Here is a 17,095-nt window from a genome sequence, read left to right as displayed (position 1 = left end):
CAACAGTCCTGTTTGCACCCTTACATGGACCGCCTGACGCTCATGGTCCCGGCCACCCCAGAGAATGAATCCATGTGATTCACGCTATACCAATCGCAAACCTTCACGCTTCTGGTGCGGAATCTAGGTCCGAATTGCCCTCTGTGCCAATCTGCTTGCGACACCGACGGGTGCTGTGCGAGCCTTCTGCTCTGGCTGGCTTTGCGGCGTGACGGCCTGAGACATGGGGCATGATGCTCGGCTATGATTGTGGCATCTGAGCGCCTTCCTGCATCGGTCCGCATTGTCGCGTTGGTGTTGCGGTGGCGCGCACCTGATCACTCTGTCCAACTTCAAGGTGTCAAACAACCATGACGATCAAGCTCTCTGCCCGGGTCCAGGCGGTCAAGCCCTCGGCCACTCTTGCGATTACCGCCCGTGCCAAGGCGCTGCGCGCGGCTGGTAAGGATGTGATTGGCCTTGGTGCCGGCGAGCCGGATTTCGACACGCCGGCCCATATCAAGGAGGCCGCGATCAAGGCCATTCGCGATGGCTTCACCAAGTATACGGCGGTCGATGGCACCACCGAGCTGAAAGCAGCTGTGGTGGCCAAGTTTGAGCGCGAGAATGGGCTGCATTTTGCTGCCGATCAGATTCTGGTGTCCTGCGGCGGCAAGCAAAGCTTCTATAACCTGGCCCAAGCGGTGCTTGATCCGGGCGATGAGGTGATTATTCCTGCGCCTTACTGGGTGTCTTATCCCGATATGGTATTGCTGGCGGGGGCCGCGCCGGTGTTTGTGCATGCGGGAGCGGAGCAGCAATTTAAGATCACTCCGGTGCAATTGCGCTCGGCCATGACCGAGCAAACCCGGCTGGTGGTGATTAACAGCCCGTCGAACCCGACCGGCATGGCATACAGCGCCGATGAACTCAAAGCGCTTGGTGAGGTACTGCGGGAGTTTCCGCGCGCACTCATTGCCACGGATGACATGTACGAGCATATCCGCTGGCGGAAAGACGAGCCCTTTGTCAACATCCTCAATGTTTGTCCAGATCTTGAACCGCGCACCATGGTGCTCAATGGCGTGTCCAAGGCTTACTCCATGACCGGTTGGCGCATTGGTTATGCAGGTGGCCCCGAGCCAATCATTAAGGCGATGAAAAAGGTCCAGTCGCAGAGCACCTCCAACCCGACCTCCATCTCTCAGGTAGCGGCGCAGGCGGCGCTTGAGGGCTCGCAGGAATGCATTCTGGAGATGGTCGCGGCCTTCAAGGAGCGTCACGATCTGGTGGTTGATGCACTTAATGGCATGCCTGGCATTGACTGCATGGCGACCGATGGCACTTTTTATGTGTTTCCAGAGGTGCAGGGGCTGATTGATGGTCTGAAGTCGGTCAGCACGGATCTTGAACTCGCGGAGTATCTGATTGAGCAGGCCGGCATCGCCTTGGTGCCGGGCTCGGCGTTCGGGCTCAATGGGTGCGTGCGCATTTCCATCGCTACCAGCCGTGACAATCTTGAGCAGGCGATGGAGCGGCTTGCCAAGGTGGCAGAGTTGGCTCAGGGGGGCTGAGCCGGCCTCATTTACTGTGAATCACTCAGATTCATTACCCTGGGTGGTCGGGACCATGAAGGTTATCCAGCTCAATCGCTGCTTGCTTGCTCTTCTGCCCGCGCGGTAATGGTGCCGTCTGCCAGGCGGATGCTCAGGCGCGCGTTTGGTTGCACTTGATGGCGGCTTTTGAGGAGTTTGCCGTCGCTACTGCTTACGAGCGCGTAACCGCGGCCCAGGGTCGCCAGTGGGCTGCGGGCATTCAGAGCGGCGCTGATGGCCTGCAGGCGCTGGCGGCGCTGTTCGATCAGCCTTTGCGCGGCTGCGCTCAGTTGGCCCTGGAGTCTGTCGCTGTGGTTGCGTTCGCGCTCAATGGTGCGGGCCGGGGTGGCAATGGCCAGGCGCTGTTGTAGGTGATTCAGTCCGTCATGCTGGCGCCGCAGGATGCGTCCCTGTATCTCGCACAGGCGTTGCTCGAGCCGATCAAGTCTTTGTGCCTGCTGTTGCAGTTGGTTGCGGGGATGCAACAGGCGCAGATGGCGTTCGGTGTTAATCAGGCGGCGTCGGACTTGGTCCAGCCAGGTTTGGGTCTTGGCCACCAGGCGACCTTCCAGGCCGAGCAGGCGCTCGCGCATGGCGAGCTGTGCCGGTGTGGCGCATTCAGCCGCAGCCGAAGGGGTCGCGGCACGGCGATCAGCGGCCAGATCGGCCAGGCTGAGGTCGACTTCATGACCGATGCCTGTCAGCACTGGGATGGCGGAGGCGCGAATCTTGCGCACCAGGCCTTCGTCGTTAAAGGCCATCAAGTCTTCAAAGGAGCCTCCGCCGCGCGCCAGGATCAGCAAATCGCAGTCAGCGCGTGCGTTGGCGCGTTCTAGCGCGGTGATCAGGCTCTCGGCCGCACCTTCGCCCTGGACCTGCGCCGGATAGATGAGTAACGGCGTGAGTGGCCAGCGCCGCCCGAGCACCGTGAGCAGATCATGCAGCGCGGCACCGCTCGCTGAGGTCACCAGGCCGATCTGGCGCGGCAAGGGCGGCAGCGGGCGTTTGCTGGATTCATCGAACAAGCCCTCGGCGGCAAGGCGTCTTTTTAGTGCCTCAAGTGCCATGCGCAGCGCGCCTTCACCGGCCGGCTCGGCATGCTCGACGATCAACTGGCAGTCGCCGCGTGGCTCGTAAAAGGCCAGGCGCGCGCGCACCAGCAGTTGCTGGCCATTTGCGGGCGTGACAGCAGCGAGCAGGCGCTTGTTGCGGAACATGACGCAGCGCATCTGTGCGGCTTGATCCTTGAGGCTGAAATACAGATGCCCGGAGGCCGGGCGCGCCAGATTGGAGACCTCGCCCTGCACCCATAGCAGCGGAAAACTGCCCTGGAGTACGGCGGACAGTTCGCGGTTTAGCCTGGAGACGGACCAGATATCTCGGTTAAAGTCAAGAGCGGGCGGTTGTTTGTCGTATGTCATGTCGCATGGGGCGATGGTTGGTTGCGGGCGTGCCAGGGAGCATGCTAAACAGTTCTTTTGCGCATTGAACGCATTTTACTCCGACTTTGGCAATGTTCTGGGAGGGGGAGGTTATGCATGAGGTTAGAACAGCAAGACGTTGCTGACGCGGCTTGCGGTGAATCCGCGCTTGAATACCCTGATGATGATCCGGTGCAGCCCTTAGGCGAGGACGAAGCGCCAGATCTGATCGCGGAAGCCGGTTCGGAATCCGTCCCGGAGGAGCCTCCGCCTCCACCGCTACCGATTCGGGTGCTTCTGGTCGATGATCATGTGATGGTGCGCGACGGGCTGGGTGCGTTGCTGCGGGGGGATCCCAGCGTCGAACTCATCGGCGTGGCTGGCGACGGCGATGAGGCCGTGCGCATGAGTGAGGAACTGGAGCCGGATGTGGTGGTGCTGGATGTTTGTATGCCCGGCATGAATGGCATCGAGGCGGCGGCGCGCATTCGTGCCCTGTCGGCCGGGGTGCGGGTGATTGCGCTCTCGGCACATGGCGATCAGAGCTTCGTGCAGCAAATGGCCGCCGCGGGCGCGACGGGGTTCGTGCAGAAGGACCAGTCGGTCGAGGATCTGCTTGACGCCATTCGGCAGGTCAAGTTGGGCGAAGCATTTTTCTCGCGCGCGCCTGAGCCAGCCGAGGAGGCCGGCTTCAACCGGCTGTCCGCGCGCGAGCGCGCCTTGCTTGAAGCCATGGCGCGCAACAGCGCGCTGCGCAATATCGCCGAGGACATGGGCATCAGCACCAAGACGGTTGATACCTACCGCCGGCGGATTATGAAAAAGCTTGGCTTTACCACGCCTGATGAGTTGCTGCGCTATGTCACGGCGCTTGGTGTGGGTGTGGGTGTGGGTGCGCGAGCGCATCGATCAGAGACTGGCGTTTGACCGGAGCCAGAGGCGTGCCGGTTTTATCGCTAAACCAGTGCATCAAGGGGGAGTCCCGCACCGGCCATTGGCCCTTGCGCTGGTTGGTGGGTTGGGCGCCGGCAAATAGCAGATAGCCGTATTTTCCGTAATGTGGCAGCTTGCGCGCCAGCCCGGCGATGGCGGCTGGGTCCTGTGCTGCGAGCCACCCCATTGGCCGAGAGTCCCTTGAGGCAGGCGCGGCACTATCGCTGCCGCCCGGTTTCGCGCCCGTTGCCGCTGGTCCGGCAGCGCCTGGATTGGAAAAGCGCGTCAGCACCGGAATTTGGTCTTTAACAAAGGCATCCTCGCCACTCAGCTTGACCAGCCGTTGTGCGGTGTTGATTTGGAAATTGGTGCTGTCGCGACTGAACTCAGGCAGAAAACGGTTTTCCCAGCCTAGCAGCCAGACTGCCCCGGAGGGTAGCTGTTCGATGTCGGCATCCGACAAAATACGCCAGTGCGGCTGGCCTTTTTGCCAGTCATCGGCGAGTTGCCGGTAGGCGCGCAGCAGCTCCGCCGGGGCCGCTGCGGGCAGGATCAGGGTGCCAGCTTCCGCGCCGAACAGGTTGCTCAGGCTGACGGGGGTTTCGCCGGGCTCTAGCATACGGAAGCTGTCGAATACTGGATCGACGGCCAGTCGCAGCGGGGGCTGATCGAGCGTCAAGGCAAAGGACCGCTCGCGCTCGCCGTTGAATGCAAGCCAAAGGCTATGAGGTGCGCCCAGGCTGTCGTGCACGATGACCGGCACCCGCAGCGGAAAGGGCGGTTCGGATTGCAGTTGTCGCACCCCAGCGCTGACCCGATAGCGCCCGTCGGGCTGCTGGTGCGATTCAACCCCCTCAAGACTCAGACGCAGGGCGCCCGGGCGTTTTGTCCAGGCGCTGAAAAATGCGTTCAGATCCTGTTCGCTGGTTTGCTCAAAGGCCTGCTGGATATCCTGCCAGCTCGCGGATTGGAATTTGTTCTGCGCATAAAACAGCCGCAGGCCGGCGATGAAGGGCGCATCGCCCAGCAGCTGGCGCAGCATGTGAAAAACCATCAGCGATTTGCCATAGCCAATGGCCTGCGAGGCCTGACTGTGGCGGGCGCGAAAATCGATCAGGGGCATGTCGCTCCCGGCGCGGACATAATCGGCATAGGCCTTGAGCTGATCACGCCGATAGGCGCTGCCCTGGCCGACGAGCGCTTTGTTTAGATGGTCGGCTAGATAGGCTGTCAGCCCCTCGCTCCAGTTGCCGCTGTCCCAGTCAACGAAGACGCCATTGCCCCACCAGTTGTGCAGAATTTCGTGTGGGTAGGAGCTGTGCAGGATAAAGGGCAGGCGCAGCACTTGTGGGCCAAGCAGGGTGAAGGAGGGCATGCCATAACCGCTCTCCCAAAAGTTCTCGACCAGGGCGAACTTGGAATAGGGGTATTGGCCAATCAGGGTGCTGTAGCGCTTGAGATAGTCGCGCGTGGCGTCAAGGTAGCGCTTGGCGAGAGTGTCGTCCTTCTCGCGCAGCCAGGCCTGGATGTCCACCCCATCGGCCGCCTGCTGATAAAACTCAAAGGGTGCGGCGATCAGGTAAATTTCATCCTGTGGATGGGATTCCTGCCAGTAGACTTGAACCGCCGAATGCTCATGGCTCGGCGCCTCCCCGGCGGATGAATCTGCTGTGTCGGGGGTATCGTCTGCGCCCAGCGGCGGGACTTGGCCAGGCCCGACACCCTGGGACACCGCACTCCAGCCTGCGGGGAGACCGACTGCCAGGGTGAAGGAATCCATGGTATTGTCCAGGCGCGGATACCAGCCGCTGTAGCCGCTTAGAAACACGCCATCCGCTGAAATAGTGCCGAGCGATTGCTGGCGCGAGCGGCCCATGCCTTCTGTGAGTTCCTGCAACCCGTGGCGAATGCGCCCGCGATAGTGCAGACTGATCTCGGTGGCCGGGCTTGGTAACTCGGCGCGATAAAAATGCAAGTGGCCGTGGCTGCCAGTCAGGTGCAACCGCCCCGCGCTCGCCAGCTCGGGGTGCAGATTTCGATGCAGGGCGAAATTCACCTCCCGCATCGGCTCGGGCAGCGTCAGCCGGTCGTTGGCGATGATCTCGCCCGCGCGCGGATTGAGTTTCACCACAAGCGCATGCGCGCTGGTGCGAACCTGGTCGTTGCCAGGGGGGGGAGCGGCTTTGGCCGGGATCGGCAGCAACACTGCAACCAGCAGCACAACCAGGCCGGCGAGCCATGACTGCTGCGGTGCGCTGCCAGGAAAAATCGGGCAAATTCGAGTGTGGGGCATCGTTCTCATCGAGCATATTGGCCGTTGAACCGATCAACTCCGAGCAAGTTTGGGGTTGTACCCAGTACCGCGCAACCTGATGTATACCGAAACTCCTTGAGATGTCGGCTCGTTCTGGGCCGGGTGACGGCAAGGTGGGTGGCAACTGGGGACACCGTGAATACATCATGGTTAGTGTCACCCAGCATCTTAGGGTATCGTCCAGCGCGCGGTCATCAGTCTTTCATCGCGGAGGAATCAGACCTGTGTTCAGCCACTCCCGCTTCTCCGGGGCGTTGCGCCACTGGCGCGCGTCCATGCTTGGTCTCCTCCTGATGTGCTTTCCGTTGTTTGCAGTCAGTGCGCAAGTGCCGCCGGGTGTCGCCATGGACGCGGAGGCAGCCACAGCCGAGCAAGCCGTCGCGAGCACCCAGGTGCTTGACATGACCAGCCTGGTCGGGCTTGAGGATCTGATCGAGCGCATTGCCGATCAGGATGCTGTGTTTATCGGCGAGACGCACGACAGCTATGCCGATCATCTCAACCAACTGGCCATCATCGAGCGACTGCACGCGCGTGGCAAGCCGCTGGCGATCGGGATGGAATTTTTCCAGCAGCCGTTCCAGTCAGTGCTCGATGCCTATGTCGCGGGCGACATCAGCGAACAGGATATGCTCAAGCAGACTGAATATTTTGACCGCTGGCGCTTCGACTACCGGCTCTACCGCCCCATTTTGCACTTCGCGCGCGAGCATGGCATCGCGCTGATCGCGCTCAATGTGCCCAAGGAGTTGACCGAAAAAGTCGGCGGCCAGGGGCTCGATGCCCTGTCAGCCGAGGAGCGCGCCCGGCTGCCGACGCAACTCGATGCGTCCGATCCTGCTTATCGGGAGCGTATCAAAGCCGTCTTTGATCTGCATCCGCAAGGCCCGGATAGCGACTTCGAGCGTTTTCTCGCGGTGCAACTCCTGTGGGACGAGGGCATGGCGGAGCAGGCGGCGCGCTATCTGGAGATGCACCCTGGGACGACCCTGGTTGTGCTGGCCGGTAGTGGACACATCGAATATGGTCAGGGCATCCCGCAAAGGCTCAAGCGGCGCCGTCCGGTGGAAATGGTTACCATTTTGAACGGCACCCATTATGCCTTTGCGCCTGAGCGGGCCGATTATCTGCTGTTTCCGCAGCCCGCAGAATTGCCCGAGCGTGGCCTGCTTGGCGTCATGCTGGATATTGAGTCGGACGGCGAGGGTATTGGCATCCAGGGCTTTGCGGCTGAGAGTGGTGCCAGGGACGCTGGGCTCAAGGAAGGCGACCGTCTGGTGCGCATTGGCGAGCGCACCATTGAGGACTACGCCGATGTGCGCATCGCTATGATCGACGCCACACCGGGGGAACGCTTGGTCGTGGAAGCTTTGCGCCCGGGACTCATCGGCGAGCCCGAGCGCCTGATGGTGACGGTGGAACTGCATTGACCGCCAATCCAGCGGCAAACCCGGCAGCCAATCCGGTAGACAACCCGGCAATTGGCACCGGCCCCGAACTCTTGGCGCCGGCCGGCACCCGACGCAATCTCGACTATGCGCTCGCCTATGGTGCCGACGCCGTCTATGCCGGCATTCCGCGCTACAGCCTGCGGGTGCGCAACAACGATTTTACCGGCAAGAATCTGATCACCGGCATTCGCGCCGCCCATGCGCTCGGTCGTCGCTTCTATCTGGCCGTAAATCTGGTGCCCCATGGCGCCAAGCTGCGCACCTTTGTTGAGGATTTGCGCCCCATTCTGAGCCCGGATGATGCAGCCGATGTGCCCGATGCGCTCATCATGTCCGACCCCGGGCTGATCGATCTTGTTTGCCAGCACTGGCCGGATATGCCCATTCATCTGTCGGTGCAGGCCAATACCACCAATGCGGCGGCGGTGCGCTTTTGGCGGCGACAGGGGATTGCGCGGGTGATTCTGTCGCGCGAGCTGTCGCTGGCGGAAATTGCCGAGATTCGCCAGCAGTGCCCGGATATCGAGCTGGAAGTCTTTATCCACGGCGCACTTTGTATCGCCTACTCCGGGCGCTGCCTGCTGTCCGGTTACTTTAATCATCGCGACGCCAATCAGGGCAGTTGCACCAACGCCTGTCGCTGGGAATACCGGCTTGGAACCGCCGCCCAGGCTGATCAGGGCTACGTGCTCGAAGAAGCGCAGCGCCCCGGCGAACTGCTGCCGGTGTTCGAGGACGAAAACGGCACCTACATACTCAATGCCAAGGATCTGCGCGCCGTCGAGCATGTTGCCGCGCTGGTCGATATCGGCATTGATTGTCTGAAGATTGAAGGGCGCACCAAATCCCACTACTACAGCGCTCGTGCCACCCAGGTCTACCGCCAGGCCATCAATGCCGCCTGTGCCGGTCTCCCCTTTGAGCCACGCTGGCTGGAGCAGCTCGAGGGTCTGGCCAACCGTGGCTACACAGCCGGGTTTTTCCAACGCCACGCGCCCGAACAGTTGCAGAACTATCAGGACGGCGTCTCGCGCAATGTTGGCGCCATATTTGTCGGCGAGGTGACTGACTATGATGCTGCGGCCGGTCTCGCCGAGATCGCGGTCAAAAACCGCTTCGCGCGCGGTGACCGGCTCGAACTGCTCACGCCCGCCGGCAACCATGCATTCGCCTGCGATCAGCTGACAGACAGTCAGGGCCAGCCGCTCGAGGTTGCTCCCGGCTCGGGCTGGAGCGTGCGCCTGGGCGTGCCGGCGATGGCCCAGAGCGCCGGGGTCGGTCAGTTTGGTCTGCTGACGCGTCGGTTGTGAGCCTCTCGTCTGGCCATCAAGCCATTCCTGTCCAGTGACATGAATCTTGTTGTTCTGGTCATCAGGGTTTTGCAAATGGCCTGGACTCGAGCGCGAGGGCTAATACCCCGCAGCGCATGGCTGTACCGGCGGCCTCTTCTGCGCCTGAGCGCTTGGCTGTGGCATAATCCAGGGCTTGTTTTTTTGGCTTTCGCGATGGCTCATGTCCGTACCTGACGTCAAACTCGCTGCTGCGCGCGGTCTGCGATTGCGCGAGCGCCTGCGTGCATACTATGAACTCGTGCGCCTGCATCGGCCGATTGGCATTTTTCTGCTGATGTGGCCGGCGCTCTGGGCGCTCTGGATTGCCGGGGACGGGCAGCCGCCCTGGGCTGTGGTGGTGATCTTTGTGCTCGGCGTGGTGCTGATGCGCTCGGCCGGTTGTGCCATCAACGACTATGCTGATCGCGACTTTGACGGCCATGTGCGGCGCACCATGGCGCGGCCGCTGGCGGCGGGGATTATCCGCCCGGGTGAGGCGCTCGGGGTCTTTGTGGTGCTTTGCCTGCTGGCCTTTGCTCTGGTGCTGATGCTCAACTGGCAGACGGTGGCCCTGTCCTTTGTTGCGGTGGGGCTCGCGGCCATCTATCCCTTCATGAAGCGTTTCACCCATCTGCCGCAGGTGTTTCTGGGCGCGGCCTTTGGCTGGGCGGTGCCCATGGCCTTTATGGCGATCAATGGCAGTATTCCCGGCTTCGCCTGGCTGATTTTTATTGCCGCTGTGGTCTGGGCGCTGATCTACGATACCCAGTACGCCATGGTTGATCGCGAGGATGATCTCAAGATTGGCATTAAATCCACTGCCATCCTCTTCGGCCAACAGGATCGACTGGTGGTTGGTCTGCTGCAGGTGCTGATGCTTGCGCTGCTGGTTGGGGTCGGGCTGGGCGCGGGTCTGGGCTTTGCTTACTACGCGAGCCTTGCGGTGGCTGCGGGGCTGGCCCTCTATCAGCAGTGGCTCATCATTGGGCGCGAGCCCGAGCGCTGTTTTCATGCGTTTTTGAACAATAATTACTACGGCATGGTCGTGTTCGCAGGGGTCGCAATCAACTACCTTACTCTGAAACAGCAGATTCATTCTCCGGGGTGGCCGGGACTATGAACCTTATTCAGAGGGTGGCTGGCTTGACCGGTCGCGGATCGGCTGTGCGCGGCAACCTTCGCTCAAGAAGAATTATCCGCAGAGAGGAAACTGCTCATGTCTGGTTTTCGTCTACCCCTACTGCTATTGATGCTGATCGGTTCCACTCTGGGCCTGGCATACGCAAGCGACATCGAAGAGGGTGTCGATTACCTTGCGGTTGAGCAGCCACAGTGGTTTGAGCCGGCAGGGGAGGAGGATGGCAGCATGGAGGTGCTGGAGTTCTTCTGGTACGGCTGTCCGCATTGCTATCATCTGGAGCCGGATCTCAAGCAATGGCTGGCCCGGCAGCCCGAACAGGTGAAATTCCGCCGTGTTCCGGCAGCCAATTCAGTGCGCTGGGTCAATCATGCCAAGGCCTTTTTTGCCGCCGAGCAGATCGGCGCGCTTGAGCAATTGCACGAGCCATTATTCAAGGCACTGCAGGAGGAACGCCGGCCCTTGTTCAGCGATGAGGAGTTGATCGCCTTTGCCGCCGAACAGGGCATTGATGAGGACGCCTTTCGCGCGGCTTATATGTCCTTTCCGGTCGATATGCAGGTGCGCAAATCGGCCGATTTCGCCACCCGTTTTGGTATTACCAGCGTTCCCACGCTGGTGGTCAACGGCGCCTATGTCACTAGCCCGAGCCAGGCCGGCAGCCGGGAGCGCACCTTCGAGGTGATCGATGCGCTGATCGTGCAGGAACTCGACCAATAAGCGAGGCCCCGCTGGCTTTGAGATGGCGGAAGATGGCTCAAACCTCCTGCGGAAAGCCGTAAGGGGGTGGCTGCAATTTTAGCGGCGTGCCGGTCTCCGCCAGCCTTAGGTCATTGCGTTCGACGGCGGCGATTTCTGCCACCGCGAGCAGCTCGCAGTGGCCAGCGGCGTTGAGCCTGGCATCCACGACCGCACCCGCCCCCTGACCAGACTGGCTGCCGGCGGAGTCGAGAAGGCTGCCGGGGGCGGGAGGCTGGTCAAGTGCGACCTCGCTGAGATACATGCGCCGTTTGAGCTTGCCGAGGTATTGCATGCGCGCGACTACTTCCTGGCCCGTGTAGCAGCCTTTGTGGAAGCTCACGCCATCAATCAGGTGCATATTGGTCATCTGGGGCACGAAAAGCGCGCGGGTGGCGGCCGTGATGGTGGGAATGGCGGCGCGGATGTCGTGCAGGGACCAGAGGTCGCCGCCGGCCAGGGCCGCGTCCTTTTCCCGCGCCTGCTGCCACAGGCTCTCGGCCGCAGAGGGCGGGCCGACAAACAGCCAGCGCGGGATCGGGCCGGCGATGCGAATCAGGCACTCATCCCCTTGGCGGACCAGGCCATTGTCGCTGTCGGGCAGTGAACCGAAGCGGTCTGTCAGCAGCGGACTCATGCATGCGCCGATCAGGCCAAGGCAGACAATTTCGTCGCTCAAATCAACGAGGTCGACTTGCGCGCGCAGCACGAACATTTTTAGCCGTGGCAGCACGGCGGCGATCTGCTCGCGCGGCAGAATCAAACGGTAGCCCTTGCCCTGGCGCAGTACGCGGAAATTGGCCAACATGCGTCCCTTGGCGTTGCAGTGGCTGCTGAGCTGCGCATGGGTGTCGGAGAGTTCGCGCAGGTCGTTACTGAGCTGCGCCTGCAGAAAATCGGTCGCCTCGGCGCCATCGATCGCAATCACGCCAAGTTCGCCCAGGGCGCAGAGCGCGCACTCGGCCTCGATGGGCATGTCGGGAAAACGTACCTTGGTGGAGGCGTCGAGGGTTCCGCCATGCGCTGTGATAAAACTCTGCCACTGGGTGTTCATGAGCGAATGCCTGTCTGCTGAGGCCCGTCTCGCACGGGCATGATTCTTAACCGTCATGGCTCCGGCCACCCCAGAGCATGAAGCTGCCATACCGAAACCCTTTCAGATTTCGGCCCAAACCCGAAAATCATTTGCGATTGGTATATTGCACGCTAAAGATGACTGCCCTGGGCTGACTGGGGTAGTGTGAGCGGATTGCGCCCCGCGCCTGGTCGCCACCATCGCGACTGCCATTCTTGCTGCGCCATTCTCTGGGAGATAGCTTCATCTTGTCCATTCATCAAGGCAGCCCGCGCGTCGATGCGCTGGTGCTCTACAAGTCCCGCCCGGCGCGGGTCAGCGCGCTCGACGACAAAATCGAGATCGAGCTCGAAGGCAGTCAGACCAAGCGCGTGCGCCCCAAAGACGTGGTGATGCTGCATCCGGGCCCGCTGCGCCGGCTTGCTGATCTTACCAATGGGCTTGGCGAACTGGCCGGTGATGGCGGGAGTGTCGAGGAGGCCTGGGAGTTGCTCGATGGCGAGACCACCACCCTGGCCGATTTGGCCGAGCTGATTCATGGCGAGTCCTCCCCTGCGGCTGTCTGGGCGACCTGGCAGTTGGTCATGGAAGGCGTGCTGTTCGAGGGCGCGCCCGATGCGATCCACCCGCGCTCGGCCGAGGCGATTGCCGAGGAGCGCGAGCAGCGCGAGGCAAAGGCGCGCGCTGAGCAGGACTGGACGGATTTCGTTGCTCGCGTCGAGCAGCGCGCGCTGGCCCCAGAGGATGCCGAGCGCCTGCGCGAGGTCGAGCGTGTGGCCTATCAGCAGAGCGAGCACTCGCGCATTCTTAAACACTTCAATGTGGCTGAGCAGCCGGCGAAGGCGCATGAATTCCTGCTGCGCATTGGGCATTGGCCGCCCGAGCATAATCCGCATCCGCGACGCTTCGGCGTGGCGCTCGCGGCACCCGAGTTGGCGCTGCCCGAGTTGGTCGAGGAATCACGCCTGGATCTGACAGGCCTGCCGGCTTTCGCGATTGATGACGCTGGCAATCAGGACCCGGACGATGCCATCAGCCTGGATGGCGAACGCATCTGGGTGCATGTGGCCGATGTGGCCGCCTTGGTGGCGCCAGGCTCGGAACTCGACCTCGAGGCGCGCGCGCGCGGGGCCACGCTGTACTTGCCAGAAGGGGCGGTGACCATGCTGCCAGAGGCGGCGACCGCAGCGCTCGGTGTGGGTCTGCAAGAGGTCTCCCCGGCCCTGTCCTTCGGCTTTCGCTGCACCGAGGAAGGCGAGCTGGCCGATATCGAAATTCATCCGAGCTGGGTGCGGGTTGAGCGCCTGAGCTACGCCGAGGCTGAGCAGCGGTTGGAGGAACAGCCCTTCGCGTCGCTCATGCAAATCGCCGAGCGCTTCCGCGCCCGGCGTGCGGCCAATCAGTCCGCCCGTATCGATCTGCCGGAGGTCAGTGTGCGGTTGCGCGACGGCCAAGTGGCAATCGAGCCGATCGAACGCTTGGCCGCGCGCGATTTGGTCACCGACGCCATGCTGATGGCCGGCGAGGCCGCAGCGCGCTTTTGCCAGGATCGCGCGCTTGCCATCCCCTTTGCCGTGCAGCCGCCGCCGGAGCGCATCGAGCAGCCGGAGACGCTGTCTGGCATGTACGCCTATCGGCGCTGTTTTAAGCCCACGCGGATGGCGGTGGAGCCCGGTGCGCATGGCGGCCTGGGCCTGCCGCTTTATGCGCGCGCCACCAGCCCGCTGCGCCGCTATGCCGATTTGCTGGTGCATCAGCAGTTGCGGGCGCATCTGCGCGGTGAGCCGGTGCTGGATGCCAGCGAGGTCGCCGCGCGCGCCAGTCAGGCCGAGGTGGCCGGAGCCGCAGTGCGCAAGGCCGAGCGCCTGTCCAATCAGCACTGGAAGCTTGTGTACCTGCAAGCGAATCCCGGCTGGCGCGGGCGGGGCGTGGTGGTGGCGCAGGAGGAGCGGCGCACGGTGGTGTTGATTCCGGAACTGGCGTTCGAGACCCGGCTGCGCGCCAAGTCGGAGCTGTCACTCGATGCCGACGTGAATATGACTCTTGCGTCCGTGGACTTACCTGAGCTCGATGGGCGCTTCCGGCTCTTCGGCGGTTGATGCAGCCTGGAGCAGCCGGGTGCGAGCGGTGTGAAAGTCTTTTGGGTTGAGATACTGGATGACAACGGCACCCTCGGGATCGCGCGCGATGTCCATGCCAAGGTCCGGATAAAGCCAGTGCTGGACGCCGGTCTTCTCGGCGATGCGCTCCGAGGGCTCGCCAAAGTTGCCGGCGATATCGCGCGGCTCGAGCCGCTTCCACGGCAGGTAGGTGAGGCGGTGCAGGGGTGCCTCGGTCAGCCGCGCGGCATCCTCGGGGGCCAGGCTGACCCTGCGCTTGCCATCGCCGAGGCTGGTGATACGCAGGCCGCGTTGATAGATCGCATCGAGTTGCGCCGCGGGGATCTGTAGGCTGGCAACCCAGTCGGCGCGGAGGCCGCTCAGGACGATGTCATCGAAGAATGCCTCCATGGTCATTCCGCTATCGGCGCCAACAAAGAGACTGAGTTTCCCCTGATCAGCGAGCAGCGCACGCAGATCGGCAAGCCGGCTCTCGCCCAGCGTCAGTCCGAAGACCTGCGTGTGGTCCCCAGCAGAGCGCGTGACATTCCAGGGCAGCTGCGGTGGGCCGGGTGGTTCCGCGGGTGGATTCAGCGACAGGAGCAGCCACAGGCCAGCGATGCCTAGCACGGCAGCGGCCAGGGTAGTCAGGATGATGTTGCGGTCCATGATTGGCAGGATGAAAGCGAATGTGGGTCAAAACGGCCTGAGCCTTGTGCGTGAGCGGTAGCGGATTGCTGCCAGTTCTCTCCTAAGTTCCCTCTCGACCCCTGCCGTGAATGACATGGATTCATTGTTCGGGGTGATCGGAACGATGCGCGTCAGGCAAGTCAGTCGTGCTCTAGAAGCAGGCCTGTTGCCACCCGGCGGCCTTCGCTTGCGAGCAGATTGTAGGTGCGACAGGCGGCGCCGGTTCGCATCCATTCGATGCCAATGCCGCGTTCCGTGGCGGCAGCCATCAGTGACGGCGGCGGCATGCAGTGGTTGGCGCCCGTGCCAATAAGGATCACCTGCGGGCGAGCATTGAACAGGGGTTCCAGGTCAGCCCCGGTGATGGTGCTCGCCGGCCCTGACCTCCAGGGCTGGACCTCGGCCGGGGGTAGCAGCAGGACGGCATGGGCGAAAACTTGCCCACTGATGCGGAAATGATCCGCGTCGTAGGCTTCGATGCGCAGGGCTTTGGGGTCAAGGATTTCGGAGAATTTCATAACACTCTCTATGATACGGCCGCTCAGGCTGCGACCGGGTGAATCTGCCGATGCAAGGCTGATCGAGACAAGGTATCATTTTATGTTTACTCCGCCCGTCAGTCTGGACAGTCTGGTGACGCGCTCTGGTGCCCTGGTGATGACACAGCGCTCACGCAGTAGGGTAGCGATGCGTCATGCTAGGCGCTTTTCTGGGCTTTGTACGGCCATGTACTGTCCGTAATCAGTCTCCATCCTGACTTGGATCCGATGCTTTTGGGAAGCAACACTGACATGTCAAAACCCATCACGGCGGCCCGTTCGGCCGCTTCACTCTTTGGTTTCGCGCGCGCCCGCCTGTTCCCGCGCCAAGTCTCCGGTGTCGTGCTGCTCGGCGCGTTGTGTCTCCTGCCGGGGGCGCAGGCGGCGGATTTGCTCACGATCTACGATCTTGCCACCAATAGCGACCCGACGCTGCGTGAATCGGAGCAGACATTTTATGCTGCGCGCGAGAACAAGCCCCAGGCGCAAGCTCTGCTGTTGCCCAATTTCTCGCTAAGCGGAAATGTGCAATACAACCAAGTCAAGACTGAAAACAACTATAGCAATTTGTCCGGATTTGGGGCGGGGACCGACACCTACCAGACCTCCGGCGCCGGTGCCCAGCTGTCCCAATCGGTCTACAACCGCGCTAACTGGGTTCAGCTTAGTCAGGCGGACAATACCATTGCCCAGGCCGAGGCCCAGTATCAGGCCGCGCAAATCGATCTGATGGTTCGCACCACCGAGGCCTACTTCGACGTGCTGCGGGCAAACGACGCGGTACGCGTGCAGAAGGCTCTGGAGACCGCCAACGCGCGTCAACTCGAGCAGTCGCAGCAGCGTTTCGACGTCGGTCTGGTTGCTATTACCGATGTCAACGAAAGTCAGGCCGCTTATGACCGCTCGCGCGCCAATCTGATCAGCGCCAAGAACGAGCTCGACAACAGGTGGGAGGCGCTTCGACGCATTATCGGTCCGGTTTCCTTGCCGCTTGCACGGCTCGGCGACAGACTGCCCCTAGCGCCGCCTGAGCCCAACGATATCAACGCTTGGGCCGAAACGGCGCTGGCAAGAAATTTCAACGTCATTGCCGCACAGCAGGCCGCCGAGTCCGCGCGCAAGGGCATTGAAGTCGAACGCTCGGCCTATTATCCGAGCGTTGATTTGCAGGCTGGGTACGATATTACGCGCTCTGGCGCCGAGTTTGGTTCCGATATCGATTCCGGCTACGTCGGCCTTAACTTGACGGTGCCCATCTACCAGGGTGGTGCCGTGGCCTCGCGTACTCGCCAGGCCGGGTATAACTTCCGCGCCGCGCAGGACCGGCTCGACCAGCAGCGCCGGGCGGTGATCAATCAGGTCAATGATGCCTTTCGCGGCATTCTCTCAAGCATTAGCGATGTGAAGGCTCGGCAAGCGGCCATTGTTTCGGCGCGCAGCGCGCTCGAATCCACCCAGGCCGGGCTTGAGGTTGGCACCCGGACCCAGGTCGATGTGCTCAATGCGCAGCAGAATCTGTTTCAGGCCGAGTTCGAGTATCTCTCGGCCCGCTATGACTACATTATCAACGGCGTTTTGCTGCATCAAGCCACCAGCACCCTGAATCGCGAGGTGTTGGCCATGGGCAATGCCTGGCTCAATCAGAAAGACCTGGTGCAGCCGCCGGCTTATTAGGTCCGGTCCTTGCCCTGAATTACATGGATTCATCCTCCAGGGTGATCGAGGCCATGAGCCTTTACCCTGAAACAAGGGGTTTCTTCGCCAAGGTGGCACGGACCATGAACATGAGGCG

At 62.0% G+C, this 17,095-nt stretch carries 13 protein-coding genes; 8 read left to right on the top strand and 5 right to left on the bottom strand.

Features of this window, described 5'->3' with window-relative positions; translation table 11 throughout:
- The first annotated feature begins 350 nt into the window (after window positions 1-350).
- On the top strand, window positions 351-1,553 hold the full coding sequence (locus tag Thiofri_RS17470) for a pyridoxal phosphate-dependent aminotransferase (protein WP_009147598.1): 1,203 nt from the start codon (window positions 351-353) through the stop codon (window positions 1,551-1,553).
- A gap of 71 nt (window positions 1,554-1,624) precedes the next feature.
- Here the strand turns inward: Thiofri_RS17470 and xseA are convergent, their stop codons facing one another.
- Window positions 1,625-2,995, bottom strand: a complete 1,371-nt coding sequence (gene xseA, locus Thiofri_RS17465) for an exodeoxyribonuclease VII large subunit (RefSeq protein WP_009147599.1) — start codon at window positions 2,993-2,995, stop codon at window positions 1,625-1,627.
- 117 nt (window positions 2,996-3,112) lie between these two features.
- Between xseA and Thiofri_RS17460 the strand changes: the two genes are divergently transcribed.
- The gene (locus tag Thiofri_RS17460) at window positions 3,113-3,922 is read left to right on the top strand and encodes a response regulator transcription factor (RefSeq protein ID WP_009147600.1); all 810 of its coding nucleotides are present in this window, start codon (window positions 3,113-3,115) and stop codon (window positions 3,920-3,922) included.
- Here the strand turns inward: Thiofri_RS17460 and Thiofri_RS17455 are convergent.
- On the bottom strand, window positions 3,858-6,221 hold the full coding sequence (locus Thiofri_RS17455; protein WP_009147601.1) for a M1 family metallopeptidase: 2,364 nt from the start codon (window positions 6,219-6,221) through the stop codon (window positions 3,858-3,860). The two genes, Thiofri_RS17460 and Thiofri_RS17455, sit on opposite strands and share 65 nt — an antisense overlap.
- Window positions 6,222-6,466: 245 nt before the next feature.
- On the opposite strand from Thiofri_RS17455, the gene Thiofri_RS17450 reads away from it, so the two are divergent.
- The 4 genes from Thiofri_RS17450 (at window position 6,467) to Thiofri_RS17435 (ending at window position 10,882) form a co-directional block, all read left to right on the top strand.
- Window positions 6,467-7,672 carry a ChaN family lipoprotein gene (locus tag Thiofri_RS17450; RefSeq protein ID WP_009147602.1) on the top strand — a complete coding sequence of 402 codons (1,206 nt, stop codon included), beginning with the start codon at window positions 6,467-6,469 and terminating at the stop codon, window positions 7,670-7,672.
- A 50-nt stretch (window positions 7,673-7,722) separates the two neighbouring features.
- Window positions 7,723-9,003: a U32 family peptidase C-terminal domain-containing protein gene (locus Thiofri_RS17445; RefSeq protein WP_040855328.1), complete on the top strand. Its 1,281-nt coding sequence runs from the start codon at window positions 7,723-7,725 to the stop codon at window positions 9,001-9,003.
- Window positions 9,004-9,205: 202 nt separating this feature from the next.
- Complete coding sequence (gene ubiA / locus Thiofri_RS17440; RefSeq protein ID WP_009147604.1) at window positions 9,206-10,144, top strand: 4-hydroxybenzoate octaprenyltransferase; 939 nt, start codon at window positions 9,206-9,208, stop codon at window positions 10,142-10,144.
- A 96-nt stretch (window positions 10,145-10,240) separates the two neighbouring features.
- The gene (locus tag Thiofri_RS17435; protein WP_009147605.1) at window positions 10,241-10,882 is read left to right on the top strand and encodes a thiol:disulfide interchange protein DsbA/DsbL; all 642 of its coding nucleotides are present in this window, start codon (window positions 10,241-10,243) and stop codon (window positions 10,880-10,882) included.
- A gap of 37 nt (window positions 10,883-10,919) precedes the next feature.
- Here the strand turns inward: Thiofri_RS17435 and ygfZ are convergent, their stop codons facing one another.
- Window positions 10,920-11,954 carry a CAF17-like 4Fe-4S cluster assembly/insertion protein YgfZ gene (gene ygfZ, locus Thiofri_RS17430; protein ID WP_009147606.1) on the bottom strand — a complete coding sequence of 345 codons (1,035 nt, stop codon included), beginning with the start codon at window positions 11,952-11,954 and terminating at the stop codon, window positions 10,920-10,922.
- Window positions 11,955-12,223: 269 nt separating this feature from the next.
- Between ygfZ and Thiofri_RS17425 the strand changes: the two genes are divergently transcribed.
- The gene (locus Thiofri_RS17425; RefSeq protein ID WP_009147607.1) at window positions 12,224-14,074 is read left to right on the top strand and encodes an RNB domain-containing ribonuclease; all 1,851 of its coding nucleotides are present in this window, start codon (window positions 12,224-12,226) and stop codon (window positions 14,072-14,074) included.
- On the opposite strand, the gene Thiofri_RS17420 is transcribed toward Thiofri_RS17425, so the two are convergent.
- The gene (locus Thiofri_RS17420) at window positions 14,033-14,743 is read right to left on the bottom strand and encodes a hypothetical protein (protein WP_009147608.1); all 711 of its coding nucleotides are present in this window, start codon (window positions 14,741-14,743) and stop codon (window positions 14,033-14,035) included. The genes Thiofri_RS17425 and Thiofri_RS17420 overlap by 42 nt on opposite strands.
- A 161-nt stretch (window positions 14,744-14,904) precedes the next feature.
- Window positions 14,905-15,282, bottom strand: coding sequence for an Mth938-like domain-containing protein (locus Thiofri_RS17415; protein ID WP_009147609.1), 378 nt, complete (start codon window positions 15,280-15,282; stop codon window positions 14,905-14,907).
- Window positions 15,283-15,555: 273 nt separating this feature from the next.
- Between Thiofri_RS17415 and Thiofri_RS17410 the strand changes: the two genes are divergently transcribed.
- Window positions 15,556-16,977, top strand: coding sequence for a TolC family outer membrane protein (locus Thiofri_RS17410; RefSeq protein ID WP_009147610.1), 1,422 nt, complete (start codon window positions 15,556-15,558; stop codon window positions 16,975-16,977).
- The last annotated feature ends 118 nt before the right edge of the window (window positions 16,978-17,095 follow it).

This window comes from Thiorhodovibrio frisius (assembly GCF_033954835.1).
Classification (GTDB): Bacteria; Pseudomonadota; Gammaproteobacteria; order Chromatiales; family Chromatiaceae; genus Thiorhodovibrio; species Thiorhodovibrio frisius.
The sequence above is the reverse complement of the archived record's forward strand: the minus strand, read 5'-3'. Positions and strand labels throughout refer to the sequence as shown.

Excerpts from the sequence above, each read along its gene's own strand:
- Thiofri_RS17435 (WP_009147605.1), top strand. The coding sequence starts at position 10,241 with ATGTCTGGTTTTCGTCTACCCCTACTGCTATTGATGCTGATCGGTTCC.
- xseA (WP_009147599.1), bottom strand. The coding sequence starts at position 2,995 with ATGACATACGACAAACAACCGCCCGCTCTTGACTTTAACCGAGATATC.
- Thiofri_RS17415 (WP_009147609.1), bottom strand. The coding sequence starts at position 15,282 with ATGAAATTCTCCGAAATCCTTGACCCCAAAGCCCTGCGCATCGAAGCC.
- Thiofri_RS17470 (WP_009147598.1), top strand. The coding sequence starts at position 351 with ATGACGATCAAGCTCTCTGCCCGGGTCCAGGCGGTCAAGCCCTCGGCC.
- ygfZ (WP_009147606.1), bottom strand. The coding sequence starts at position 11,954 with ATGAACACCCAGTGGCAGAGTTTTATCACAGCGCATGGCGGAACCCTC.
- Thiofri_RS17455 (WP_009147601.1), bottom strand. The coding sequence starts at position 6,221 with ATGCCCCACACTCGAATTTGCCCGATTTTTCCTGGCAGCGCACCGCAG.
- Thiofri_RS17410 (WP_009147610.1), top strand. The coding sequence starts at position 15,556 with ATGTCAAAACCCATCACGGCGGCCCGTTCGGCCGCTTCACTCTTTGGT.
- Thiofri_RS17460 (WP_009147600.1), top strand. The coding sequence starts at position 3,113 with ATGAGGTTAGAACAGCAAGACGTTGCTGACGCGGCTTGCGGTGAATCC.
- ubiA (WP_009147604.1), top strand. The coding sequence starts at position 9,206 with ATGTCCGTACCTGACGTCAAACTCGCTGCTGCGCGCGGTCTGCGATTG.
- Thiofri_RS17420 (WP_009147608.1), bottom strand. The coding sequence starts at position 14,743 with ATGGACCGCAACATCATCCTGACTACCCTGGCCGCTGCCGTGCTAGGC.